Source organism: Sporosarcina sp. FSL K6-3457, assembly GCF_038007285.1.
GTDB lineage: Bacteria > Bacillota > Bacilli > Bacillales_A > Planococcaceae > Sporosarcina.
Window position 1 is genome coordinate 903,725 of the sequence record NZ_JBBOWX010000001.1, and the last position, 25,554, is coordinate 929,278.

Here is a 25,554-nt window from a genome sequence, read left to right on the forward strand (position 1 = left end):
ATTATTCTTGACTATTGAAGATATCTAAAACGGATTTTAAGTCTGCATCTTTTATTTTAATATCTGCATCTTTAATAAGTTTTGCAACTTTTTCAAATGCAGCATTTTGATCTGCTTTTTCAAGAGCTAGTTCTTTACGAATCGTTTCTTCATCTACTTTTGTTTCCTTATCTTTTTCAACATCGCGTTTGCCAAGTGTTTCGATCACGTGGAAACCGTTTGTAGTTTGTACAGGCTCACTAATTGTGTTTAGCTCCAAATTATAAGCGGACTCCCAAAACGGAGCAACCATCTTCCCGAAACCAAACCATTCGTACTCACCGCCAGTATCCTTAGAGCCTGGGTCAGTAGAAAATTCTTTTGCTACCTCAGCAAAGTCCGCTCCACCTTCAAGCTTTTCGATGACTTCTAGTGCTGTTTCCTCATCTGCAACTAAAATATGTCTAACATGTAATTCCGTATTATATTCTTTTACGCGTTGCTCAACTTCTTCAGCAGGCACTTCGATATCTTCAACAATTGCTTCGTTATTTAACAGTTCAAAGCGTAGTTGCTTTTTAAGGCCTTCTCTTGTTAGATTTTGTTGAGCAAGGACCATATCAAGACTTTCACCATACTGTTCTTCGATTTCACTAAACTTATCTTCAACGTCTTGGTCTGAAACTTTATACTTATCGTTAAGGACCTTCTCAACAGTCATTTGTAGCAGGACCTGCTCGCCACCTGCAATTTTCATTTCCTCGTAAAATTCATTTTTTGTAATGTCACCAATTTTAGAAGTAATGATTGCTTCGTCAGTGGTATTTTTGTCACTACATGCTGAAAGCGCAAGAACAGATGCGGCCATTGTAAGTGCTAATACAGTTTTTTTCATTTTAAATTCTCCCCTAACTTTTGTGTGCAACAGTAGACACTATATCATAAAAACGCTTTGAAAACAAAAAAGTTCCTCCCAGATAATTTGCCTATAACGATGCAAAAGCGGCGCATAGGATACAGAGAGAGAGAGGGGGTGCTCCAATGAGCGGATATAACCAAGGTTCTTCGGGCTTCGCGTTGATTGTTGTGTTGTTCATCTTACTAATCATTGTCGGTGCAGCCTTCCTATATTAAACCAAGGAGCCTAAACAATGTAAAAAGTCCATTACCTGGTAAGAGGTAATGGACTTTACTTTATACGTTAGACATTCAACAGGATTTCGACATAAAAAGATAAAATTAAAATAGTGACGAGAATATTTACCGTTTTATAAATTTTCGGTTGCTTCTCCTCAGGAATTTCCCGTGATTCACATAGCGCATATGTCATCTTATTGATTTGGAACAAGTAAAATAATGAGAACAGAATTGTAATTACAAGGATCAAGTCCATTCCTCCCCTTCAGCTTAACAAAGTAATCATAGCAGAAGTTCGGATGAAATGAAATTATTTTTCATCGATAATGGCTAATGAGATATCACTTTCAACCTGCTGCTCTTGTTGGTTGACTCCAACGACTTCCTGATGATTGTTATCAAACGAGTTTTCAAGGTTTTTAAAGCCTTGTTCAAAAATTTCCATGAAGTCTTCACCGTAAATATTACGAATAACAGACATCACTTCAAGAAACTCTGGGAATTTTCCGTACAGATCTTTAATCGGTAGGGAACCTTCTAAAATGTCACGACTAGAATTAAAATAATTATCATTCATTTCAAGTAGCAGCTTTTCTCCCTCTGCTGTTACAGAAACGTATGTATTGCGCCTGTCGTCATCTTTTTTGTAAAATACTAAGTACCCTCGTTGTTCTAGTTTCTTCGAAAAGTTAAATGCTGTTGAAACATGCATTACTCCGAATTTAGCAATATCGGAAATAGTTGCAGCCTGAAGATGGTAAGAAATCCATAAAATATGATGCTCATTAATATTCAAGTCATAAGGTTTGATCCAATGTTGCCAATCCTTCTCGACTGCTTTCCAAAGTGCTTTGGACATTTGTGCAACACGTTGACTGAAAATCATTGCGTCCTTTGGAGAGAACTTTTGATCTGACACGGAGGCACCTACTTTCTAATTTATTTTCACTTCTTTTATTATAGCAGGAAAACAAAGAAGAGAAAAGTAAGAATTGCAAAAAAACTTTCATTTTCATAATAAAAAAGGTTATCCAAGCTCAATTGGACAACCTTTTCCATCACTTTTGCTGTGCAACAAGGGACTGTTCAAGTTCTTCAAGCGCTTTTTGAATGGCTACAATTTCTTTTTCCATCCGCTGCTTGTTTGGTTCAGTAGCTTGTTGCCATTGTTCGACAGAACCTTTGATACCATCAATTGCTACGGGAATGACTTCTTTAGCCTCCTGTGTTAGATGGGAGATGGAATCTTTCAAGTCATCAACACAGCCTTTGACATCTTTGAATTTATCTTTCATGTTAGTCGCTGCATTTTTAAAGGTTTTCCGAAGCTCATCTCCTGATTGTGGAGCTGAATATAATACCGTAACTGCAGCCGCAACAGAACCAGCTACGAGTCCGAGGAAAAATGTAGATGCTTTCATTGTGTAAGCACTCCTTTCTTGGTGAATAGTATTGTATCTCATACTATTATTAAAACATGGAAGCGCAATCTGGGCAATCGAGAACTGAAAACTAAAGCGCCTATAATAAAAAAAGCTTTCCGCCTATAGACGGAAAGCTATACGTATATAATCAGTTAGCGAGTACAGTTTTGAACGAACTTCGCTTCACCAATCCTTTGACGATTGGATAGATGATGAAAAATGCGACACAGTTCATAGCGATTGCAGGAAGGACAACACTTGTGAACAATACTGTAAAAGCTACTGTAGGTGATGCGAAACCTGGAATTGTTACCCCTAAGATAAACAATGCAACAGATAAGAAAATAGTACCTGATAGAACAGTTCCCACGCCAGTCATAATTGTTGTAGCAATCATGTTACTAGTGAACTTCTTAAATACGATAACAAGGGCATAAATCACAAATGCAGTGATAAATTTGTCGACAATATTAGGGATGAAACCACCTGGGAAACTGGAGAACAGTCCCGATATAACACCCGTTGTAACAGCAAGTAAAAATACACTCTTTTTTTCTGGGAATAATAATATCCCGATAAACATCATCGTTAGCATGAAGTCTGGCTTCATACCTTCACCATACCCTGGAATGATTAAATACAATGCAGCACCTACCGCGACCAACAATGCCATTAACACAAGATTTTTCGTATTCATTTCTCATCTCTCCTCAGCTCTACTAATAATGTAAGCCTCTCCCAACGTATCCTCGTGATCGTTAGCGAAAAACTTACTATGAATCATACACTTTATTCAGATAATAAGCAACCTTAGATTTCTAGTTGACTACGAATACCCGCTGCAAATTCTGTAATTCGTTCAGCGGTATAGGCTTCATCATTTGTTTTAACCGCCAATTGGAAGCCATCTGTTTCATCATAACGGGGGATGAAGTGCAGATGGAAATGGAAGACGACTTGTCCAGCAAAAGCACCGTTGTTTTGTAGTAAATTCATTCCTTTAGGATTAAATTCAGCTTGGATTGCATTAGCGATTTTAGGTGCAACCGCAAATAGTTGAGAGGCTTGTAGCTCCGTCATATCGTAAATGTTTTCACAATGTGTTTTTGGAACGAGTAGGACATGTCCTTTCGTAGCAGGCATAATATCCATGAAGGCATAGACGTGTTCGTCCTCATATACTTTCGTGCTAGGAATCGTTCCTTCAATAATCTTACAAAAAATACATGCAGTCATTTTAGCACTTCCTTTCATTAATAGGACAAGTGTAGCATAATTTAAACTTGAATCAGCAAATTACAAATCAATGAGAGACAGAGCATTTTAAAACGTTTTTTGTTAAACTAATAAAAGAAGAACGGGGGATGGACATGACAATTCTTGAGATGAAAGATGTAACTGGCGGCTATACACGTAAACCTGTCCTGCATGATTTATCATTTAACATTGGCAATGGTGAACTTGTAGGCTTAATCGGCCTAAACGGGGCTGGTAAAAGTACGACAATTAAACATATTATTGGGCTGATGAACCCGCATAGTGGCGAAATCCGTGTCAATGGAGTGACGTTCAGTGAGGACCCTGAAACCTATCGCAAGGCGTTCACTTATATTCCTGAAACACCGATTCTATATGAAGAGCTGACATTGCGCGAACATCTGGAGTTAACGGCGATGGCGTACGGGCTGGACAAAGAGGTGTTTGAGGCACGTTCAGAAATGCTGTTACATGAGTTTAGGATGGAAAAACGATTGAACTGGTTCCCGGCACATTTTTCAAAAGGGATGCGTCAAAAAGTAATGATTATGTGTGCGTTCTTAGTCAATCCTTCCTTATATATTATTGATGAGCCGTTTGTAGGTCTAGATCCAATTGGCATTAAGTCACTTCTTGAACAGATGACCGAGCGCAAAGACAATGGGGCTTCCGTCTTGATGTCAACTCACGTTTTGTCGACAGCAGAAAAGTATTGCGACAGAATTATTTTGCTGCACGACGGACGCGTGCGGGCAGAGGGTACGATGGACGATTTACGAAAAGCTTTTGGACGTCCGGGCGCATCGTTGGACGATTTGTATATCGCGATGACAGAGGAAGCTGACAATGAATAATCTACGTGAAATATGGGGGTCTCGGTTCGTCCATTATATAACCGAACTCCAAAAGTATTTGAAATATGTATTTACAGGTCATTTGGCGATTGTATTTGTCTTTACGATTGGAGCAGGGGGCTATGCCTACAGTGAATGGTTGAAGGAAGTGCCCACAGATTTCCCTGCGGCATTGCTGACGGCTATTGTACTCGGGGCGGCGCTTGTTTTTTCAGCACCTGTGACGCTGTTGAAGCCAGCAGATACGGTTTATTTTTTGCCACTTGAAAATAAACTCGGAATGTATATTAAACAATCATTGCGCTGGACATTTTTCGCGCAGCTACCTTTGCCATTTCTATTGTATATTGTGGCATTGCCATTATTGTCTGCTACTGGGACAGGTTCAAAGGTAGAATTTATAGGCATTGCAGCCCTCATGTTGTTCGTCAAGTGGGTATTTGTAGTGACTGAATATAATTTCCGGCATGCGCTTGAGGGAAGAAATATATGGGGAGACCGTGTGATTCGATTTGTCTTGGCAGGTCTACTCATTTTTAACGGACTTGTGGGCAGCTGGCTATTGTTTGTAGTTCTCGGTGTATTACTGGGGCTATATAGTTTTCATTGGGCGACACAGAAGAAAGAAAAACCGTTCCCCTATGATCATTTTATAGAACTTGAACAGAATCGAATGATGCGCTTTTACCGTTTTGCGAACTACTTCACAGATGTCCCTCATTTAAAAGGCTCTGTTAGTCGAAGAGGCTGGATTGGCATGCTATTCGACACACCGAAATTCGGACAAACTGTGCCACAGGCTTATCTTGTCAGACGGACGTTTATCCGAACGGATGATATTTTTTGGCTATGGGTAAGGCTAACGGCATTGTCCGCACTTGGAGCGTTATTCATCCCCTTCCCAGTTGTTATTTTTGTATTTTCTGGGGCACTTGCCTTTGCTTCAGCAGTACAGCTCATCCATGCGTTGCGCGCGGGTGATGAATTTCGAATGGATATGCTGTTTCCTGAACGGGAAGACACTCGTCCCGCAGCTATCAAGAAGATGGTCCGCTCCGTGCAATGGATTCAGGCGGTAGTGGTTACGGTTACTGCGTTATTTCTTTATGGAATTGCCACAACACCGTTATTAATAGGTGCAGTCATTGTCATTATTTCAGAAGCAACCATCCGTTTGACGGGAGAAAAGAAAGAATTTGATTGAAAAAGAGCCGTTCCGATGAAAGATTGGGACGGCTTTTTTTGTGTGCTCAGCATAGGGAATCGCTAGATGGAGGTTGTTATAAAGAAGGGGAGAAAGTAAGACCTATTCTGTGACGAATCAATCGACCGAGCACAAAGAGTCAAGAAGCGCTTCTCAGCTCACTTGGAGGTCTATACAAAGTTTTTTAGCGGTCTCCTATTACATTTAGGTATTATGGCTTATGAAATTTAGTGGAGTATTAACTAAATTATCAAGCGTAAATCGAAATAATACTAATAATAAAAGAGCGATAATGTAGCGTAGATTCTGCAAAAAGAGCGGTTGAAGTGAAAATATTTTACTAAGGATAAACGCGTTCACTAGGGTTGTTGCAGGTCTAGTTGAATCTATTGAATCCAGTTTTTTGAAAAGATTCCATGCAACAAATAATGTGAAAATAATGGGTGTGTAATATTCGGTGAGTCGGAATCTTTCTTCTATTCTTAAAGTAGGATGAATTTCACTTACAGATAATGGGCCTGAAAGTAACTTGATTGACCTTATATCCGAAGATATCATATTGGTATGGTCAATATTACCACTTATTTGTGTTATTAAGGAAATGAGGTAAAAGAATGCTAGAGTCAAAAAGAAGGGCGTTACTATTTTTGGTTGTGTCACTGATACTGGCTATTATTGCAGGATTCCTATTTCTGCAAAAAGTGAAGACATTAAATACTGAGCTAGGGGGTATGACAAAGATTTATGTAGCGGCAGCTGATATCCCTTCTCGAACGCTAGTTAAACCAGACCAAGTAAAGACAATTGATATGCCGAACAAATATGTAAATAGTTCTTACGTTACAAACGTAGAAGATTTAATTGATAAAGTGCTAGTTGTTCCATTGTCGAGCGAAGATATCATTACAAACACGATGATTAAACCCGTATCTAATGCGCGAGATGAAAACAATCGTTTAGTAGCTCTTCCGGAGTCAGAGAAGGTTTCATTTGACCAACAGCTTGAAGCTCTTGATCGAGTAGATCTGATTATTTCTCAAAACTTTACTGGAAAACCAGTGACGACAACATTTATGAAAGACATACCAGTTGCCGCCGTGATGAAAATAGACGACAAATTCGGAGGAATTGCGATCGAGGTGTCTGCGCAAGATGCCCCATTGATTATTCATATGCAAAACTATGCAGATACGATTAGAGTTCTGAAAGCAAATGTTGGGAAAAGTGAGATTAACCTAGACGAACCGGAGGCTGACCAGGAAAATACAACGCCTGTCAAACAAGAAAAACCCGTAGAAAAACCGATTGAAAAGACAGAAGATACAGGGGACTCGGATAATTAGGAAAACCAGAAGCGAAAAAAGAAGGCTGATTATAAAATCTAAGAAAAAATAAATAAATTATTAAGTTGGAGGATATTCATGAGTGCGGACTTGAAAGTATTACTCGTAAGTGACCAGGAAGAATCGCTCATCCATTTGTCAGGCATCGTCAATGAATTTGAAAAAACGGACAATATCACTTATCGAGAATTAAAAACTGAATTGGATCGGCTTGCACCAGACTTAATCTTTTTAATTGAATCTAGCGATTACTCAAATGTGGATTGGATAGAATACGTCCATTCTGTTAATACGTTCACTCCAATTGTGTTCATCGCACTCTCCCAGGATTTCGATGTACTTCGAAATGTCACAAGGGCAGGCATTAAGGAATTTTTTGTTCTTCCGGATGAAAATGCACTGTTGTACGGTCGACTGGAAAGTATTATTCATACCGCGATTCAAAGTAAGCAGCAAATTGTAGAATCCGCTATAGCTCAAGATTCTTTCAAACGGGGGAGAGGGAAAATTATCTCTTTCTACAGCGGGAAAGGTGGAGCAGGCAAAACGCTTATATCCAGCACGTTTGCCCAAACGTTACGATTCGAGTCAACTGCCCAAGTCCTCCTAATCGATTTGAATTTGCAGTTTGGAGGAATCGAAACGTACCTGTCCATCGAATCAAACCGTTCGATAGCCGACTTATTACCGGTCATTAACGAACTGAATGAAAGTCATATTCGTAATGTTTCCCAAAAAGAAAAGTTTTCGAAATTGGAAGTACTACTTAGTCCGCGCGATGCGGAGCTAGCAGAACGATTGCCGGAAGGATTTATTACAAAATTACTGAGGACATGCAGAAGGAGCTATGATTTTGTGATTGTAGACCTGCCAGCCCATATGACTGAGCATACATACATCGCACTAGAAGAATCAGATAAAATTTACTACGTTTTAAATCCAGATACACCCTCCATCAGTATGTTGAAACAAGTAGAGTTATTGTTCCTGAGGCTAGGGATTGAATCAGAAAATAGATTGGAAGTCGTTTTAAACGAAGTAGGAAAAGAAAATGAAATTAAGCCGGGCGATATAAAAAAATTACTTACCTACCCACTTGTGGCCCAACTGAAGAGAGATATTAAGGGCGTGCAGGCAAAAGTGAACGTAAGCGAGCCTTTTAGAAAGGAAGCCAATGAAAAGAGACTCGTTCCGTTTGCAAGAAATATTCGGAAGTGGGTCGCTCAAACCTTAGACTAAATGAATTAAAGGGCTGATGATAGATGTCGTTATTTGAAAGAAACAAAGAAAAGTCAATAGTCCAAAAGCAAACTAGGAAACACAACTATGAAAATCCCTATATAAACGAGCTTGTAGATCATTACAAGACAAGGGTTTTGAGAGAATCCAACCTTGAGATTCTTACAAACCTACCTCAAGGAGAGATGAAGCTTAGAATCGAACAGCTAATCAGCCAATTTATGAGCGAGGAAAAAGTGATCATCTCAAGGCATGATAAAGAAATGTTGTTGACAAGGATCATTGACGAATCGATTGGTTTTGGTCCATTGGAGTCATTATTAAAGGATCCAACGATAACAGAGATTTTAATAAATGGACCGAAGGAAGTGTATGTGGAAAGGCTGGGGAAATTACAGCAGTCATCCATTGTATTTAAAGATGACAATCATGTTCGACATGTGATCGATCGAATCGTGGCACCTTTAGGGCGCAGAATTGACGAGAGTTCACCGATGGTCGATGCTCGATTGCCGGATGGAAGCCGGGTGAATGCAGTTATTCCTCCAATCAGCTTAATTGGACCAGTTGTATCGATTCGGAAATTCCGAAAAGAACCATTTCAAATGGAGGATCTGCTGAATTTTAATACGATAAACGAAGATTTTGCCCTATTCATCGACGCGATCGTTAAGGCGAAACTGAATATTTTGATATCTGGAGGAACAGGAAGCGGGAAAACAACGATTCTAAATGTAATGGGCAACTCGATTCCGATTGGAGAACGGATCATTACGATTGAAGACTCAGCGGAATTACGTCTAGATAAACCTAATGTAGTCGGTTTGGAAGCACGCCCGATGAATATGGAGGGAAAAGGTGAAATCTCGATTCGGCAGCTCGTGAAAAACTCATTACGGATGCGTCCTGATCGGATTATCGTTGGGGAAGTCCGAGGGGCAGAGGCTTTTGATATGCTTCAAGCGATGAACACCGGACATGAAGGATCGATTACAACCGTGCATGCTAACTCGCCATTTGATGCCCTCAGTCGTGTTGAAGGGATGGTCATCATGGCGGGAATGGACTTGCCATCGCATATTGTTCGAGAATACATCGTTGGTGCGTTGGACATTATCGTCCAAAGTCAGCGTTTAACCGATGGAACGAGGAAAATTACGTCGATTTGTGAAATCCATCGTAGCGAAGATGGGAACATAAACATCGATGAAATATTTACATTTGAGCGGCTGGGGATGACAAAAAACGGTGAAGTCGAAGGGTTTTTTAAAGCGACTGGATATATCCCACAATGCCTAGAACGCATCAAGATATTAGGAATCGATATCCCGGAGCAAATGTTTAGTCCCCAGGAGGTCAGCTGAGATGGAAATGGAAATGAAGATGGCGCTTTTATATGGTGGAGCAGTGATGCTGTTCATTTGGAGCCTGTACAATTATCTGGGTTACCGGACAGACAAGCGGGCTATTTTGAATAAAAATGAAAAAATCCTTGATCGTGATAAAACACGTAAAAGTATGATATCAACGGTGGGCAACCGTTTCGATACGACACCATTTGCTGAAAGATTTAAAGTGAAATTGTTGAAATCGAACTTATCAATATTACCATCCGAGTTTTTTACGATCGTATTGTTCTGCTTTTCCGCAATCACGGTTGTGTTAAATCGTTTTTTTGAACTGACACTATCTGCAAGTGCTTTTGCGTCTATAATCGCTACCCTTGCAGGGTACTGGTTCGTGTTTTTAATTAGGAAAAATAAAAACATAGAAGTAATGAATAACCAGTTATCCGAAATATGCAGATTGCTTGCGAATAGTACAAAAGCAGGGATGACGATTAACCAAGGGTTGGAATTAGTTGCATCGGAAATTGGTTATCCAGCAAAAACTGAATTTAAAGAGCTTGCCTATAATTTACGGCTCGGGATTGATTTTGAAACCGTTGTAAAGGATTTAGGAAAAAAAGTGCCGACTCGCGAATTTACTTTATTTACTGCAGCTTTGCTGATTCAAAAAAAATCAGGTGGCAACTTGACGAAAGCGCTAGAGGAAATGGCATATACGCTTGAAGAAAGAAAAATTCTTAGTCAAACAGTGAAAACGGCTACCGCTGAATCGCGCTTTATTTCTTACATTTTACCAGTCATGCCGATTGCGATGATTTTAATGTTAAATACGATGATGGAAGGATTTTTAGATACATTGTTTACGATTCCGGGAGCGTTATTGAGCATATTTTTCTTGATCGGGATGACGGTCTCATTTGTTTTAATAAGAGCTGTCTCGACTATAAGGGTGTAGCAGTATGGACTTGATATTTGTCTTTTTAACATTAACCTTTTGGATTTTCCTGTTTGTTTGTTTCATAAACTTTTACCGGTACGTAAAAGAACGACAAGCATTGGACGAGCATATTAACGAAATTTCAGTGACAAGTAGTTTGTTACCACTGAAGAAAAAAAGTTCCCTAGAAAAAATGATTCATAAATTATCGAAGTATGCTGATGAATTTTCTGAAATCGGTGAAAGAATCAATTTTTTCAGCGAGTCTTCAGAAATAGAGGATTTATTGTTGAAGTCAGGGAATCGCTTGGAGTTAACCGTTTCGCGCTTTCAAGGATTTAAGATTTTATTAGTATTAATTGGAGTAGTAACAGGCGTAAGCATGCTTATTTTAGGATTTCCATTTGGGAATCTAGCATTTATCCTTTTTCCATTTGCAGGATACTTCCTACCAATTATTGCACTGCATAATACAGTGAAAAAGCGTCAGGAGCAGCTAAGGAAAGACTTGCCGGACTTTTTGGACACGGTAAGCATTAGTTTACAAGCGGGTTCTGGGTTGGAAAACGCGATTAAAGAAATCATTCCCTATTATTCGGGTCCGTTACGTGAAGAGTTTTCTAGATTTTTGTATGAGGTCGAACTTGGATTACCAAGGGAAATTGCCTACCAGCATTTGTCGCAAAGAAATGGTAATGAAGACTTTCAAAGCTTTTTAAAGTCACTTATGCAGGGAAATCGCTTAGGTGTTCCCGTATCTGAGACGTTTAAAGACCAAACGAATGAAATGAGACGGCTCAATTTAGAACTGGTGAAAGAAAAAGCAGCAAAAGCCTCTCCAAAGGTGACATTAGTTATTTCACTAATAATGGCGCCGACGATTATGCTTTTTATCCTTGGATTGGTTATTCTTAACGTGGTTTTTGGTGATAATAATTTATTTACATCCTAATAAACTTTGAAGGAGGTGGTTAATGAAATAGTTTACTAGAAGTTGTCACGTCAGAACGCCAAGGAAAATAAAAATAATGGAGGAATCATAATGAAAAAAATGATCAATAACTTTAATGAGAAATGTGTGAAAATGTACGTTTTAGCAAAGGATAGAACATTCAATGAAAAGGGATCAACTACTGTTGAGTGGGTTGGATTAGCGGTTGTAGCTTTGGCGTTGATGATTGCCATTAGTGCATTTCTAAAGGAGGATACAGATGTGGGGGGAGCAATTGCAAAGAAAGTTTCGGAGCTAATAGGTAATGTTGGCGGTGGTAATTAGTAATTTTGACAGTGGAAAAGAGTGAAAGTCCAGATGGATAAATTCAAAAAGTTATTTTACCTAATATTTATTTTGACAGCCATCCTAATAATGGAAGGTTGTCAATCAACAAAAGATAAAGAAGATCATAGTGAACCGAAGAACGAACCGATTGAAACTAAAGAAACAATTGATCCAGTAGATGAAACAGAAAATAAAAAGACAGAAACAGAAATAACATTTGAAACTCAACCGCTTCCTCAGACGTTGCAGGAAGTTGTTGAGTATCCCGTAGGGGAATATGCCTCAGAGGCTGGCGATGTTGCTGACGGTGATATGGATACAATCATAAATCAAATTCCTGATTTGCCCGAAGATGCAACCGAAGAAGAGTTAGTGAAGTTATTGGAAACTCTTTATTCTCTGTTCAAGATGGAATATGAAGATCCCATGACACTTCTAAGTTCAAATGGAATTACTAGCGGACCAGATGGTGAGGGAGATACCCAACCTGAAAAAGCCTCGTATAATGTGATAATTGCGCTAGATGCCAGCGGGAGTATGGCCAATAAGATTGGTTCTAAGACAAGAATGGATCTTGCGAAAGAAGCCATTGAAGGATTTGTATCAAAGTTGCCTAAAGAAGCGAATGTCGGGCTAAGGGTGTATGGACATAAGGGCACGGGCACATCGGCAGATAAGGCGTTGTCTTGTGCAGCCAATGAACTTGTATATCCAATCCAACCGTATAGCGAAACTGAATTAAAGAACGCACTGAATGACTTTAACCCAGCTGGTTGGACACCTTTAGCTGGCGCAATTGAAGCGGCACAGAAAGATTTACAACCTTATCAAGGGGAAAATAATCAAAATGTGATTTATGTCGTCAGTGATGGCGTTGAAACATGTGGTGGAGATCCAGTGAAAGCGGCGGCACTTTTAAAAGACGAGAATATTTCACCCGTTGTCCACATCATTGGTTTTGATGTGGCAAGCAAGGAACAGCAACAGTTGAAGGATGTAGCCGAAGCGGCAGGTGGAACCTATACGAATGCAAAAGATCATAAACAGCTTCAAAGTGAATTTGATAAAGCGCTTCAAAATTCTAAAGAATGGTTTAATTGGTGGACTGCAGAAAGAGGGAAATTGGTTAGTGATAAATTTGAAGAACGTGATCGAGTCGTTCAACATAATCAGTCATGGAAAGCGATGAATAGGTCTGAATCCTACAAAATTCAAGACGTGCTCTTTGAGTTAAGCTATAGAGAAAAGATTAGCTCAGGACAACGAACAACATTGATGAATATGCGTAACAAATATTATTGGGACATGGCGGATAAAGCAGATAATATGTATAAAATCCTCATGTCGGAATCCTATAGTGATTATGATGAGATGAAAAAAGAAATTAATCGAATATATGATGAAAGTGTCTCCAATTAATAGATGGGAAGGAGACTGAAGATGAAATTCAGGAAAGTTTTTAGAAATGAACGAGGTGTGGCGACAATTGAGTTTTTAGCAATGTTGCCCCTTGTTTTCTTTATTATGATGGTATTTTTTCAGTTTCTTGTCGCAGGCTATGCGATTATCATTGCCCAGTCAGCTGCAAATGAAGCAGCCAAAACGTATGCTGTCACAAGTAGTATAAGGGAGGCCGAAAGTGCGGCTGAAAAAGTGGTCGATACCGCTGGGGATAACCTGGAATTCAAGAAGATTGAAATGGATGGTGGAAGTGATTTTGAATTGACGGTCTTCGTCGATATGAATCTCATTTTCGTACCGGAAAAATGGACGGGGAAATTACCCGAAATTACTTTTTCGAAATCAATCAGTGGTCGGGTGATGAATTAAATGAAGCGGTTAAATGAAAAAGGGAATACGACGATATTCATTATCGGATCATTTAGTATGTTTCTTTTATTCTTACTCATTATTGGTAGCTTTTCGCAAGTGTTTATTCTAAAAGAAAAAGCATCCAATAACGCTGAACAGGCTAGCATCGTGGCAACAGGAATTGTAATGGATTATTTGCAAATAGCGATTGATGAATATGATAATACCCTTTTACCAGAACAATATCCATTTTTATCAATTAACTTGAAAGTAAATTCTGCAAAAGGGCAAATTAGTGCTGTGAATCGGAATTTGTCTTCGATTGAAGTGCGAAACCGAGCAATTAATCAAGTGTTGAAGGGGAATCTTCCTGGTAATTTTTTATTGGAGAGGTTTGTATCGTCAAATCTATCGGCGGCAGAAAGTAAGATTTCTAGTAACGTGATAGCAAATATTGAAAACAATGACGGTGAAGTTAAAGGGACAAGAATTACATTCACTGGGGAAAGAATTCAGGTGGAAACCTCGACTCGATACAAGGCATTCAAGTATGACGAATTGTTGCCAGAGGAGAAACGTTATGTGAGGCAAACAGGCATTGGCCCAAAACTCGACTTTGCTCATGGATTGAGTGGGGGCTGGGGGGTAGACATTGAACTCTAATTTATCAGCCGCCCACTTTGGAAAGTGTATTGGGCGGCTATACCCACTATCCCGTTTATAATCATACTCACTCTAGATCATACTCAGTTCTTAAATAAAGTGATAAAGGGGGAAAGTATTGTTGAGAAGAGCCCTAAGACAAATCGGAGCAATTATCGCAATTTTATTCATTCTATTTATGAATGTGGGTTCCTTTGCATTACAAGCACATGCAGCGGGTGATTGGGATGCACCGAAGTGGGACGCGCCAAAGTGGGACGCACCTACCTGGGATGCCCCAACTTGGGAAGTAGAAGAGTGGGAGAGTCCGGATTGGGAGCTATCTGAATGGAAAGCAACCGAGTGGAAGAGTCCAGAATGGGAGCTATCTGAATGGAAAGCACCCGAGTGGAATGGTTCAGAATGGGTTGTTCCCAACTTGAATTCACCAATGCATCAAGGCGGTAACGGAAAGCAAGAATCTGTAAATGACAATGTAAATATTGATGACCCGGAATCATCAGTTAAATTACCGGATGGAACCACTATACCGACCGACAAAGAGGGACCAACTCATCCAACGCTCGATAAAATTGTGCCGCAGCCTGAAGAACCGTTTTTCACTATCGATGGACCCACTCCCTACAGTGGGGGCAAATTAGCGAAAGATATTGCCAAGGAAACGATAAATTTTGTCGATAAAGTGTTAAAAAACCAAGACGATATTGATTACGATCCTCTTAAGGATTTTGGTAAATCAGGAAAGAATATGATTTATTCAGGATTTAAAACATTTACCAAAGGTGACACCACTCTTGAAACAGGTGCGCAGGTGTATGATTTCGTAAAAGGTGCAAAAAATTTAAAAGGGAAGTATGACACGTATAAGGAATTTATTGATATAAAGAGATTAAAGGATGCTGGAGATGTTGCCGCATCGCTACAAAAGTATGATGACCTAGTAAGGGCAGGGAAAACCTTTACACCTGCAAATGCCATCGTCTCTGCAATCACCTTGCCATTTACGGTTAAGGATACGTATGACAATGTAAATAAACTTAAGAACGCCTCCACGGCAGAAGAAAAGAGGAATACAAGATGGGATTTAGCCGGGAATGCGGGGGAACTTCTGACAGGAACAGCAGCATTTGTCGCGCTTGTTCCGGGAGGACAACCAATTGCTGCCGGTATGGTGGTTGTAGGTGGAGTGTTAGTTCTTGCCAGTTCGGCTCATAAACTTATTCGAAATCGTAAGGAAATCGTAGCTGATCTCAAGAAAAAAGGGAAGGCGATAGCGGATGGAGCGAAGAAAACATGGGGCAAAATCACATCAATTTTTAAATGAGGTGCAAGATGATTAACTTAAAACCAACACCAAGACATGTGGAAAACATCAAGAAGCATAAAGGTTTATTTGAAAAGTGGAAGATGTGGCCCTTTGCTTATTATGATGGGAATAACTATTATTTTCTGACGCTGTATGATCAACGCTTTAAAGGAATCACCGGCTATTTAATGTTGGGACAAGATGGATCTGTGTTACCTTTTGAGGAAGCTAAAGAGCCAGCCTTCAAATTAATAAATTATAACAGTATTATAGCCCAAACTATTAGTGAGATAATCCCTCAGGCGTACAAAGATACTTCTCACTTCAAAGAAACCATCAAGTATTTAACAAAATATAGACAGAATCTTATCGATGCTGATCCAAGAATCGAATCTTCTATTCATCAGATATTGGAGGCCACTGAAAAAACATTGGGGATTGAAAAAACACTAAAGGATGCTGCCAAAGAAATTAGTTATGCGCAGAAATCGGTAACGGATGAGAAAGGATATTTCGATCAGGCACTTTTAGATGAATTAAGAGATGAATCATATAAATATAGTGAAGTGATGTATGAATATGGAATAAGGGAAACCGCTCTTAAGCCTCATTATGAAGCAGTAACGGCTCTATTTAAAGAAAAATCTGTTAAATTAAACTTATATGCGAAGTTAAAAATTAAGGATTTGATGAAATTATCCCATCGTTCGATTGATAAACAATTAAAAAAATCGCAAAGTGCTTTTGAAACGGATTATTACGGTGAAAAAGTTATGATAGACAAAAATAGAATAAAGGAGTCATTAATAGAGAAGAGGCACAGGGATGGCGATGCCTATTTTGAAGAACTCATCATTCCTATTATTAGAAATCCTGAAAAAGGGGGAGATAGTTAAATGAAGGATGTTCTTGTGAGTTCCTATCGTCTGTACACACAACGATTTGGCAAGGTATTTTCTCTCTCCCTGCTCGTCTATTTCCCGCTACTTTTTTTGCATGCGTTGATTGTCAATTATATCTATATGCTAACACGTTTTGCAGAATATCCTGGTCTCATTGGCGATGTGGCTAACGGGCTGTTCATGTTGATTTTTTTAACGATTGGTCAGTTGCCTTTCATTAAATTCGTCATGTTGGAGGAAGAGACAGATGGGGAGGAGTCGACATTCCGAAAGTCTCTGTCTTTTACACTTGAAAAGATCATACCATTTTACTTATTTGCCTGTATTTATGCTGTTTTGGTTACAGTAGGCAGTTTATTCTATGTCATTCCGGGACTTGCTATATTGTTCTTATTTTATTTTGTTCCATATTTTATTGCAGATTGGAAGGAAAACACACTTAAAATAGCACTAATTAAATCGATGTCATTCATCAAGAAACACATTTTTAAAGCACCCCTTGTTATCCTAGGTTTGACAGTTTTTCAGTTTATTTTGGAACAACTATTAATTCAGTTACTGTTTCAATTTACGGATGTATACTTCATGATGTTGATGTCAAAAATCTTTTTGCTTTTATTCATTCTTCCCTTTCAGACAATCGTCCTTACCTATGTTTTTAGAGCGTGGAGAGAAACTACATAACTATTTGGGAATGGGTTAGGGGGGATTTCTTACACATGCTTAGAAAACTTTGCGTATTAGTATCAGTTATTCTTGCCGTTAGCATAATGACAGCCTGTTCTTATGATCCCAGCCAATATCAAAGGCATGCAAGCGAAATTGAGGAACCCATTACGAATGAAGATGAAAAAGTAGTCGTTGAAATCGATACGCAATCTATACTAGCGGAAGCTACTCCGGCACCTGAAACGATAAATGATATTATTACATACCCACAAGGGGCCTTCTCTGGAATGGACTTCCAAGCGAATGCATATACAATTATGAGCGAGCTTTTTCAATTTCCAAAGCTCGATGATGGGGTCGAAAAAGAAAAGATGGCATCGTATTATAACGTTTTGTACAGTTATTTTGCTGAGGAATATCGATCGCCTGCTGAAATTTTAGACAATTGGGATGAAATATCGTTTGGTGGACCTGAATTTGATGATTCTAGCTATCCGTATGGGGATTATTTTAACGTGGAAATAATTTTAGACGCGAGCGGAAGTATGAGAGGGGAAATGGACGGGAAAACGAAAATGGATGTGGCGAAAGAGGTCATCAGTGAGTTTTTGGAGAAACTTCCGCATGGAGCAAATGTTGCGCTTCGCGTGTATGGCCACAAAGGAAGCGGCTCTGGAGCCCATAAAGAAATGTCATGTACTACGACTGAGTTAGCCTATGAACTTGGACCATACAACCAAACCAACTTTTCGCGTGCCTTGACACAGTTTGAACCCACGGGCTGGACGTCTATTGCCCTAGCGCTGGAAGCAGCGCAGGAGGATTTTGACGAGTACGCCGCTGAAAAAAATACAAATATTATATTCCTTGTAAGTGATGGAATAGAAACATGTGACGGCGACCCTGTCGCAGCAGCTATGAAAATAGCAGAGTCAAATATAGAACCCCTCCTACATGTAATCGGATTTGACGTGGATTCCGAAGGCCAAAAGCAACTTATGGATGTTGCAAACGCGGCAAAGGGTACTTATCGCGATGTAAAAAGTCAAGAAGAGCTAGAATATGAGTTGAATAAAACTCAGGAGATGGCGGCGGAATGGGAGGAATGGCGACTAGAGGCCGCAGCAAAAGCAAATGACATTCATTCGGCGAGAATGATGGAAGTCCTTTATATTACAAATAGTTGGAGTTACGCCAATGCAGAACAGATGAAAAATGTTAGCTATGCGCTAGATGTATTAAAAGAAAACAATCATATTGGGGAAGAAGCCTTTCATTATTTGTCCAGCAGGATGCTGCAACATTTCACTAGTGTAAATGAAATGCTAGACCAGTTCAATGCCCAGTTGATGCGGATGAATGATAAAAATTATCGGCAAATGCTTCGAGATATTAACAAGAAGTTTGAATTAAATACGGAAGGTATTGAAGAGAAAAAGGACAACAAGAATGATAATCAGGACAAAAATAAATGGTGGTAATGAGAAAGGAGGGGGCGTGGATGATATTGGCGAAAGAGAAGAAATGGCGTAGGTCCTACCTATTTATTATGATCCTTGTCTACGGTCTTGTCATCCCAGTCATGCTGTTTGAATGGCTCGTCCTAGAGGGCAAGTTTCCACTAGCAGGGTTTGTGATTGGATTTGCATTACCAGCAATGAGAAGGAATCACTTGACTAAAATCCGGCAGGAAAATAATTAAGTAACGGTATGTAACGTTACACAGAATCCAACATATTCAAAAAACAGTATTTCGATAATCCGATTGGATATACAAATATTTAAAAAGGGGACATGTCTTCAATGACTCAGTTCCTTTTTTATTTATGAATCTTGTTATGTCGGAATATTCGGATCTCCGCTAGAACTTGTACCTATTCATTGTTAGTAATCGGTGATATATACCTAGTTAATAGAACTCTTAAGTTACGAGAACCAAATAGCTAAATGTGTCTATTATTTTAAACATAGTGGTTTGAAAGTAACTTTAATGGTATACGAAGTAAAGATAGGTAAGTATACGGTCAATATTACTACGCATTCGCATTGCGGAGGAAATGAGGTCGAGGAAATGCTGAATTCAAAAAGAAAAGTGATACCATTATTAGCCGTATTATTTCTAATAATAGCAGGTTGTCAATCGACAAAAGAAAAAGAAAATCATAGTGAACCGAAGAATGAACCAATTGAAACAAAAGAAACAATTGATCTAGTTGATGTGGTAGTAGATGAAACAGAAAATAAAAAGATAGAAACAAAGTTCATATTGGAAACAAAACCGCTTCCTCAGACGTTGCAGGAAGTTGTTGAGTATCCCGTAGGGGAATATGCCTCAGAGGCTGGCGATGTTGCTGACGGTGATATGGATACAATCATAAATCAAATTCCTGATTTGCCCGAAGATGCAACCGAAGAAGAGTTAGTGAAGTTATTGGAAACTCTTTATTCTCTGTTCAAGATGGAATATGAAGATCCCATGACACTTCTGAGTTCAAATGGAATTACTAGCGGGCCTGATGGTGAGGGAAATACCCAACCTGAAAAAGCTTCGTATAATGTGATAATTGCGCTAGATGCAAGTGGAAGCATGGCCAATAAGATTGGTTCTAAGACACGAATGAACCTTGCGAAAGAAGCAATTGAAGGGTTTGTATCAAAGCTACCCAAAGAAGCAAATGTCGGGCTAAGGGTGTATGGACATCAGGGCACGGGCACTTCGGCAGACAAAGCGTTGTCATGTGCATCAAATGAACTTGTCTATCCAATCCAGCCGTATGGCGAAAACGAATTAAAGACGGCACTTGATGCCTTTAACCCAGCTGGCTGGACACCGTTAGCTAGTGCAATCGAAGAAGCACAGAAAGATTTACAACCCTATCAAGGGGAAAATAATCAAAATGTGATTTATGTCGTCAGTGACGGTGTTGAAACATGTGGTGGGGATCCAGTTAAAGCAGCAGCCCTTTTAAAAGACGCGAATATTGCACCAGTTGTCCATATCATCGGCTTTGATGTGGCAAGCAAGGAACAGCAACAGTTGAAGGACGTAGCAGAAGCGGCAGGCGGTACCTATACGAATGCAAAAGATCATAAACAGCTTCAAAGTGAATTTGATAAAACACTTCAAAGTTCTGAAGAATGGTTTAATTGGTGGACTGAAGAAAGAGGGAAATTGGTTAGTGATAAATTTGATGAACGTGATCGAGTCGTTCAACATAATCAGTCATGGAAATCAATGAATAGGTATGAATCTTACAAAATTCAAGATGTGCTCTTTGAGTTAAGCTATAGAGAAAAGATTAGCCCAGGACAACGAACAACATTGATGGATATGCGTAACAAATATTATTGGGACATGGCTGATAAAGCAGATGATATGTATAAAATACTCATGTCGGAATCTTATAGTGATTATGATGAGATGAAAAAAGAAATTAATCGAATATATTATGAAAGTGTCTCCAATTAATAGATGGGAACTGGAGATAAGTATCTGGTGTTTTTTTGGAATGAACGAGGTTGGCAACGGTTAAGTTTTTGTGATTTTGCCTTTAATTCGCCGGCTTTCGTTGCCGATTGCTAACGAATAGCTAAATTTGAAAAGGAAGTATCCAGGAGGTTTGAATTAATGAAGCATTACATAGTTCTAGCAGCACTCGCTGTTTTATTGGTGGGATGTACCAAGAATGAAGAAATGGAAACTAAAGAGGCTTTGGTTGATGAAACGCAGATTGAAGAACAAATAGAAGAGCAGATAGAAGAACAGTCGGAAGCCTCTATTATCGTCCAGGAATTATCAAAGGTGAAAGTGGCAAAAACTGCAGAAGAATTGGCGGAGATTCCACCGGGGATATTGACGCAAGATTTTTCGATAGAAAGTGAAAGTGCGCTGCATTGGGGAGGGGCGGAAGTGCCTGAGAGGATTAAGGAACAGTTTCTTGAAGAAATGGAGGTGTTGACATCAGAAGTAAGCGACCCTGACATCATTTTCAGCTCGTTCCTTCATTACTTGGGGAATTCACAATATGAATATGCTATCGGGAGGCTTTTGGATTATTATCCAGAATTCGATGAACCACTTCTTCCTGAACCGTATGAGGAAACGGAAGATACAGAACAGGAGGCTGTTCCATCGAAAGCAATCATACTGCTGGATGCCAGTTCGAGTATGTTGTTAAAGGCAAATGGTAGATTAAAGATGGATACGGCAAAAAGTGCGGTAAGAAGTTTTGCAGCAACAATGGGAAATGAGAGTGCTATATCGCTTTATGTGTACGGCCATGCTGGGACACAGGCTCGGTCGGATAAGCAGTTATCATGCGGTACGATTGATGAAGTCTATCCGTTGGGCGAGTATGATCAATCGAAATTTAATGATGCAGTTGCCGCAGTTTTGGCAAAAGGATGGACACCTTTAGCGGGGGCAATCAAGCAGGTTCGTGAAGATCACCAATCGACATTGGACGATATTACCGTCTATATTGTCAGTGACGGTGCGGAAACATGCGACGGTGATCCGGTAGCAGAAGCACTTGCATTTGCAGACGGGAATCCCGAACGCCACGTAAATATCATCGGATTCCAAGTGGATCAACAGGCGGAATCACAACTAAAAGCAGTGGCTGAAGCAGGAAACGGAACGTATATCGGTGCTAATACACTAGACGAAATGACGTCCCAAATTACAGAGATATGGCTCCCATCCGGTTTGGACATTTTAGGGCTTAGATATTCTTCGCTTAATATTGGGATGTGGCCCAAATTGGGGGCGCATGAAAAGGTTTCAGGTTACGCAAGTGTGGCTGATAATACAGTAAAGGTAGAATATCAACGTCTTAGGTCAGCGGCAAAATTGTTGGTTAAAAAAGAAATGATTGATGAAAATGTAAAAGAGGAATTATTCACAAGGATAGAGCAACATAAAGAACAGTACTGGGCAATCATTGATGATTTGAAGAATGAAAAAAGTCAAATTGTTGATGATGAAGTCGACCGAATCGAACAGAAAATAGCCGACTATATTGATAGAATGGAAAAATTGCATAAGGAAAAAGGAAATGTTATTTGGTAAATGTCTGTGAACATCCTGGAGCTAGCAAGTGGAAGCTATACATGTGCACCAGACCATCAGCAATTATCAGGTGAATTCGGTAAAACACTTGTGGGTGTAAGGGAGTGTAACTAAAAGTAATTAGGGAGGTTCAGATTGATGAAGCACTACATAGTTCTAGCAGCACTCGCTGTTTTATTGGCGGGATGTACCAAGAATGAAGAAATGGAAACTGAAAAAGTTTTGGCTGATGAAACGCAGATTGAGGGAAATCAGATAGAGGAGCAAATAGAAGAACAAATAGAAGAGCCGTCGGTAGCCTCTATTATCGTCCGTGAATTGGAAAAGGTGAAAGAGGCGAAAACCGCAGAAGAATTAGCGGAGATTCCAACGGGGATATTGACGCAAGATTTTTCTATAGAAAGGGAAACATCGATGTGGGTGGGGAGGACAGTACCTGATGATATTGTGAGCCAGTTCCTCGAAGAAATGGAAGTGTTGACGTCAGAAGTAAGTGATCCCGACATCATTTTCAGTTCGCTTCTTTACTATTTGGGAAGTCCGCAATATGAATATGCTGTCGGAAGGCTTTTGAATTATCATCCAAATTTCGATGAACCACTTCTTCCTGAACCATATGAAGAGACGGAATCTGGGGAACAGGAAGCCGCCCCATCAAAAGCAATCATACTGCTAGATGCTAGTTCGAGTATGTTATTGAATGCGAATGGTAGATTAAAGATGGATACAGCCAAAAGTGCGGTAAGAAGTTTTGCGTCAACAATGGGAATTGAAAGTGCTGTATCGCTTTATGTTTACGGCCATGCCGGGACACAGAATCGGGCGGATAAAGAATTATCATGCGGTACGATTGATGAAGTGTATCCGTTAGGAGAGTATGATCAATCGGAATTTAACGATGCAGTCAACGCGGTCTTGGCGAAAGGATGGACACCTTTAGCGGGGGCAATCAAGCAGGTTCGCGAAGATCATCAATCGACTTTGGACGATATTACCGTCTATATTGTCAGTGATGGGGCGGAAACATGCGACGGTGATCCTGTAGCGGAAGCACTTGCGTTTGCAGACGGAAATCCTGAGCGTCACGTAAATATCATTGGATTCCAAGTGGATCAGCAGGCGGAATCGCAACTAAAAGCAGTAGCTGAAGCAGGAAACGGAACGTATATCGCCGCCGATACGCTTGATGAAATGACGTCTCAAATTACAAAGATATGGCTACCATCGGGTATGGATATTGTATCGCTTCAGTATGCCTCGGCTAATCTTGGGGGATGGCCACTTACGATGGCACAGTCAGAGGCTTCAGATTACGCGCAAGTGGCTAAATCTGTAGTTGGAGTAGAAAAACGCCGTCTTTTGGGGGCGGCAAGTTTGCTCGCTAAAAAAGAAATGATTGATGAAAATGTAGAAGAAGAATTGATCAATAGGATAGAACAGCACGCTGAACAGTACTTAGCCATCATAAGTGATTTGAGGGAGGAAAAAAGGAAACTTGTCACTGATGAATCCGACCGAATTCAACAGAAGATAGATGACTATATCACTAGAATGAATGAATTGAAGAAGGAAAATGGGCAGCTTTTTTGAAAAATGTCTGTGAACGATTATGTTGTACAGGTATTTTTGTTAAATAAGGATACGTATGACAATGTAAATAAACTTAAGAATGCCACCGCAGCATTTGTTGCACTTATTCCAGGAGGACAACCAATTGCTGCCGGTATGGTGGTTGTAGATGGAGTGTTAGTTCTTGCCAGTTCGGTTCATAAACTTATTCGAAACCGTAAGGAAATTGTTTCCGATCTCAAGAAAAAAGAGAAGGCGATAGCGGATGGAGCGAAGAAAACATGGGGCAAGATCACATCAATTTTTAAATGAGGTGCAAGATGATTAACTTGAAACCAACACCAAGACATGTGGAAAACATCAAGAAGCATAAAGGTTTATTTGAAAAGTGGAAGATGTGGCCCTTTGCTTATTATGATGGGAATAACTATTATTTTCTGACGTTATATGATCAACGGTTTAAAGGAATTACCGGCTATTTAATGTTGAGACAAGATGGATCTGTGTTACCTTTTGAGGAAGCTAAAGAGCCAGCCTTCAAATTAATAAATTATAACAGTATTATAGATGCCACTATTACTGTGATAATCCCTCAAGCATACAAAGATACTACTCACTTCAAAGAAACCATCAAGTATTTAACAAAATATAGACAGAATCTTATCGATGCTGATTCAAGAATTGAATCTTCTATCCAACAGATATTGGAAGCCACCGAAAAAACGTTGGGGATTGAAAGAATACTAAAGGATGGTATTCAAGATCTTGGTCAAGCGCAGTTATCGGTGACGAATGAGAAAGGATATTTTGATCAAGCGTTTTTAGATGAACTAGAAGATGAAGCGTATAAATATAGTGCAGTGATGTATGAATACGCGATAAGGGAAACCGCCCTTAAGCCCCATTATGAAGCGGTAATGGTTCTACTAAAAGAAAATCCTGTTAAATTAAACCTATATGCAAAGTTGAAAATTAGGGAATTGATGAAATTATCCCATCGTTCGATAGATAGACAATTAAAAAAGTCGAAAAATAATTTCGAAACGGATCGTCACGGTAATAAAATTATGATAGACAAAACTAGAATAAAGCAATCATTTATGGAGAAGGGATGTAAAGATGGTGAATCCTATTTTAAAGAAATCATCGTTCCTAAGATTAGAAATCCCCGAAAAGGGGGGAGATAGCTAAATGAAGGATGTCCTAGTAAATTCCTATCATCTGTACACACAACGATTCGGCAAGGTGTTTTCTCTCTCCCTGCTCGTCTATTTTCCCCTGCTCTTTTTACATGCGTTGATTGTCAATTATATCTATATGCTAACGCGGTTTGCGGAATATCCAGGTCTCATTGGCGATGTGGCTAACGGGGTGTTCATGTTGATTTTTTTAACGATTGGTCAGTTGCCTTTCATTAAGTTCGTCATGTTGGAGGAAGAGACAGATGGGGAGAAGTTATTCGGGGGTGCCTATCACTCAAACAAACGTGTTTGTTTGAACTAACGAAATTGTTTGAGTGACAGGCACCTTTAGAAATAAAAATAGAATATTCCCAAAACC

At 39.5% G+C, this 25,554-nt stretch carries 29 protein-coding genes; 23 read left to right on the plus strand and 6 right to left on the minus strand.

Translation table 11 applies throughout. The features are described 5' to 3' along the window. Position 1 precedes the first annotated feature (1 nt). A complete protein-coding gene (locus N1I80_RS04390; protein ID WP_340736725.1) occupies positions 2-874 on the minus strand; it encodes a peptidylprolyl isomerase in 873 nt (290 codons plus the stop codon). A 146-nt stretch (positions 875-1,020) separates the two neighbouring features. On the opposite strand from N1I80_RS04390, the gene N1I80_RS04395 reads away from it, so the two are divergent. Further along, positions 1,021-1,113 (plus strand): YjcZ family sporulation protein, encoded by a 93-nt coding sequence (locus N1I80_RS04395; RefSeq protein WP_192598653.1) that lies wholly within the window; start codon positions 1,021-1,023, stop codon positions 1,111-1,113. 67 nt (positions 1,114-1,180) lie between these two features. Here the strand turns inward: N1I80_RS04395 and N1I80_RS04400 are convergent, their stop codons facing one another. From N1I80_RS04400 to N1I80_RS04420, 5 genes are all read right to left on the minus strand, one after another. After that, on the minus strand, positions 1,181-1,372 hold the full coding sequence (locus tag N1I80_RS04400; RefSeq protein ID WP_404830757.1) for a hypothetical protein: 192 nt from the start codon (positions 1,370-1,372) through the stop codon (positions 1,181-1,183). Positions 1,373-1,426: 54 nt separating this feature from the next. Further along, a complete protein-coding gene (locus N1I80_RS04405) occupies positions 1,427-2,002 on the minus strand; it encodes an HTH-type transcriptional regulator Hpr (protein ID WP_445683689.1) in 576 nt (191 codons plus the stop codon). A gap of 172 nt (positions 2,003-2,174) precedes the next feature. Next, on the minus strand, positions 2,175-2,537 hold the full coding sequence (locus N1I80_RS04410) for a YtxH domain-containing protein (protein ID WP_340736727.1): 363 nt from the start codon (positions 2,535-2,537) through the stop codon (positions 2,175-2,177). Between the two features lie 151 nt (positions 2,538-2,688). Continuing rightward, positions 2,689-3,237: a tryptophan transporter gene (locus N1I80_RS04415; RefSeq protein ID WP_340736728.1), complete on the minus strand. Its 549-nt coding sequence runs from the start codon at positions 3,235-3,237 to the stop codon at positions 2,689-2,691. A 113-nt stretch (positions 3,238-3,350) separates the two neighbouring features. Then, complete coding sequence (locus N1I80_RS04420; protein ID WP_340736729.1) at positions 3,351-3,776, minus strand: HIT family protein; 426 nt, start codon at positions 3,774-3,776, stop codon at positions 3,351-3,353. A gap of 134 nt (positions 3,777-3,910) precedes the next feature. Between N1I80_RS04420 and N1I80_RS04425 the strand changes: the two genes are divergently transcribed. From N1I80_RS04425 to N1I80_RS04530, 22 genes are all read left to right on the plus strand, one after another. Further along, entirely contained in the window at positions 3,911-4,651 is a 741-nt protein-coding gene (locus tag N1I80_RS04425) for an ABC transporter ATP-binding protein (RefSeq protein WP_340739960.1), read from the plus strand. Beyond that, on the plus strand, positions 4,644-5,855 hold the full coding sequence (locus N1I80_RS04430) for an ABC transporter permease (protein WP_340736730.1): 1,212 nt from the start codon (positions 4,644-4,646) through the stop codon (positions 5,853-5,855). The genes N1I80_RS04425 and N1I80_RS04430 overlap by 8 nt, the downstream gene beginning before the upstream one ends. 614 nt (positions 5,856-6,469) lie before the next feature. Beyond that, positions 6,470-7,198, plus strand: coding sequence for a Flp pilus assembly protein CpaB (gene cpaB / locus N1I80_RS04435; protein ID WP_340736731.1), 729 nt, complete (start codon positions 6,470-6,472; stop codon positions 7,196-7,198). A 78-nt stretch (positions 7,199-7,276) separates the two neighbouring features. Continuing rightward, positions 7,277-8,437, plus strand: a complete 1,161-nt coding sequence (locus tag N1I80_RS04440; protein ID WP_340736732.1) for an AAA family ATPase — start codon at positions 7,277-7,279, stop codon at positions 8,435-8,437. 23 nt (positions 8,438-8,460) lie between these two features. Continuing rightward, on the plus strand, positions 8,461-9,801 hold the full coding sequence (locus N1I80_RS04445; RefSeq protein ID WP_340736733.1) for a CpaF family protein: 1,341 nt from the start codon (positions 8,461-8,463) through the stop codon (positions 9,799-9,801). Position 9,802: 1 nt separating this feature from the next. Further along, entirely contained in the window at positions 9,803-10,741 is a 939-nt protein-coding gene (locus N1I80_RS04450; RefSeq protein WP_340736734.1) for a type II secretion system F family protein, read from the plus strand. A 4-nt stretch (positions 10,742-10,745) separates the two neighbouring features. After that, the gene (locus N1I80_RS04455; protein ID WP_340736735.1) at positions 10,746-11,675 is read left to right on the plus strand and encodes a type II secretion system F family protein; all 930 of its coding nucleotides are present in this window, start codon (positions 10,746-10,748) and stop codon (positions 11,673-11,675) included. Between the two features lie 90 nt (positions 11,676-11,765). Beyond that, positions 11,766-11,999, plus strand: coding sequence for a hypothetical protein (locus N1I80_RS04460; protein WP_340736736.1), 234 nt, complete (start codon positions 11,766-11,768; stop codon positions 11,997-11,999). A 33-nt stretch (positions 12,000-12,032) separates the two neighbouring features. Beyond that, the gene (locus N1I80_RS04465) at positions 12,033-13,421 is read left to right on the plus strand and encodes a vWA domain-containing protein (RefSeq protein WP_340736737.1); all 1,389 of its coding nucleotides are present in this window, start codon (positions 12,033-12,035) and stop codon (positions 13,419-13,421) included. 21 nt (positions 13,422-13,442) lie between these two features. Then, complete coding sequence (locus N1I80_RS04470; RefSeq protein ID WP_340736738.1) at positions 13,443-13,832, plus strand: TadE/TadG family type IV pilus assembly protein; 390 nt, start codon at positions 13,443-13,445, stop codon at positions 13,830-13,832. Continuing rightward, positions 13,833-14,477 carry a hypothetical protein gene (locus N1I80_RS04475; RefSeq protein ID WP_340736739.1) on the plus strand — a complete coding sequence of 215 codons (645 nt, stop codon included), beginning with the start codon at positions 13,833-13,835 and terminating at the stop codon, positions 14,475-14,477. It abuts the gene before it with no gap. Positions 14,478-14,598: 121 nt separating this feature from the next. Continuing rightward, positions 14,599-15,801, plus strand: coding sequence for a hypothetical protein (locus tag N1I80_RS04480; protein WP_340736740.1), 1,203 nt, complete (start codon positions 14,599-14,601; stop codon positions 15,799-15,801). Between the two features lie 8 nt (positions 15,802-15,809). Then, positions 15,810-16,679 (plus strand): hypothetical protein, encoded by an 870-nt coding sequence (locus N1I80_RS04485; protein ID WP_340736741.1) that lies wholly within the window; start codon positions 15,810-15,812, stop codon positions 16,677-16,679. Beyond that, positions 16,680-17,369 (plus strand): hypothetical protein, encoded by a 690-nt coding sequence (locus tag N1I80_RS04490; RefSeq protein ID WP_340736742.1) that lies wholly within the window; start codon positions 16,680-16,682, stop codon positions 17,367-17,369. 35 nt (positions 17,370-17,404) lie between these two features. Then, complete coding sequence (locus tag N1I80_RS04495; protein ID WP_340736743.1) at positions 17,405-18,835, plus strand: vWA domain-containing protein; 1,431 nt, start codon at positions 17,405-17,407, stop codon at positions 18,833-18,835. A 20-nt stretch (positions 18,836-18,855) separates the two neighbouring features. Further along, positions 18,856-19,056: a hypothetical protein gene (locus tag N1I80_RS04500; RefSeq protein WP_340736744.1), complete on the plus strand. Its 201-nt coding sequence runs from the start codon at positions 18,856-18,858 to the stop codon at positions 19,054-19,056. 369 nt (positions 19,057-19,425) lie between these two features. Then, positions 19,426-20,823 carry a vWA domain-containing protein gene (locus tag N1I80_RS04505; RefSeq protein WP_340736745.1) on the plus strand — a complete coding sequence of 466 codons (1,398 nt, stop codon included), beginning with the start codon at positions 19,426-19,428 and terminating at the stop codon, positions 20,821-20,823. Between the two features lie 159 nt (positions 20,824-20,982). Beyond that, complete coding sequence (locus tag N1I80_RS04510) at positions 20,983-22,425, plus strand: hypothetical protein (RefSeq protein ID WP_340736746.1); 1,443 nt, start codon at positions 20,983-20,985, stop codon at positions 22,423-22,425. A gap of 138 nt (positions 22,426-22,563) precedes the next feature. Next, entirely contained in the window at positions 22,564-24,015 is a 1,452-nt protein-coding gene (locus N1I80_RS04515) for a VWA domain-containing protein (RefSeq protein ID WP_340736747.1), read from the plus strand. A gap of 3 nt (positions 24,016-24,018) precedes the next feature. Beyond that, on the plus strand, positions 24,019-24,306 hold the full coding sequence (locus N1I80_RS04520) for a hypothetical protein (protein WP_340736748.1): 288 nt from the start codon (positions 24,019-24,021) through the stop codon (positions 24,304-24,306). A gap of 8 nt (positions 24,307-24,314) precedes the next feature. Next, positions 24,315-25,181 carry a hypothetical protein gene (locus tag N1I80_RS04525; protein WP_340736749.1) on the plus strand — a complete coding sequence of 289 codons (867 nt, stop codon included), beginning with the start codon at positions 24,315-24,317 and terminating at the stop codon, positions 25,179-25,181. A gap of 4 nt (positions 25,182-25,185) precedes the next feature. Continuing rightward, complete coding sequence (locus N1I80_RS04530; protein ID WP_340736750.1) at positions 25,186-25,497, plus strand: hypothetical protein; 312 nt, start codon at positions 25,186-25,188, stop codon at positions 25,495-25,497. Positions 25,498-25,554 lie beyond the last annotated feature (57 nt).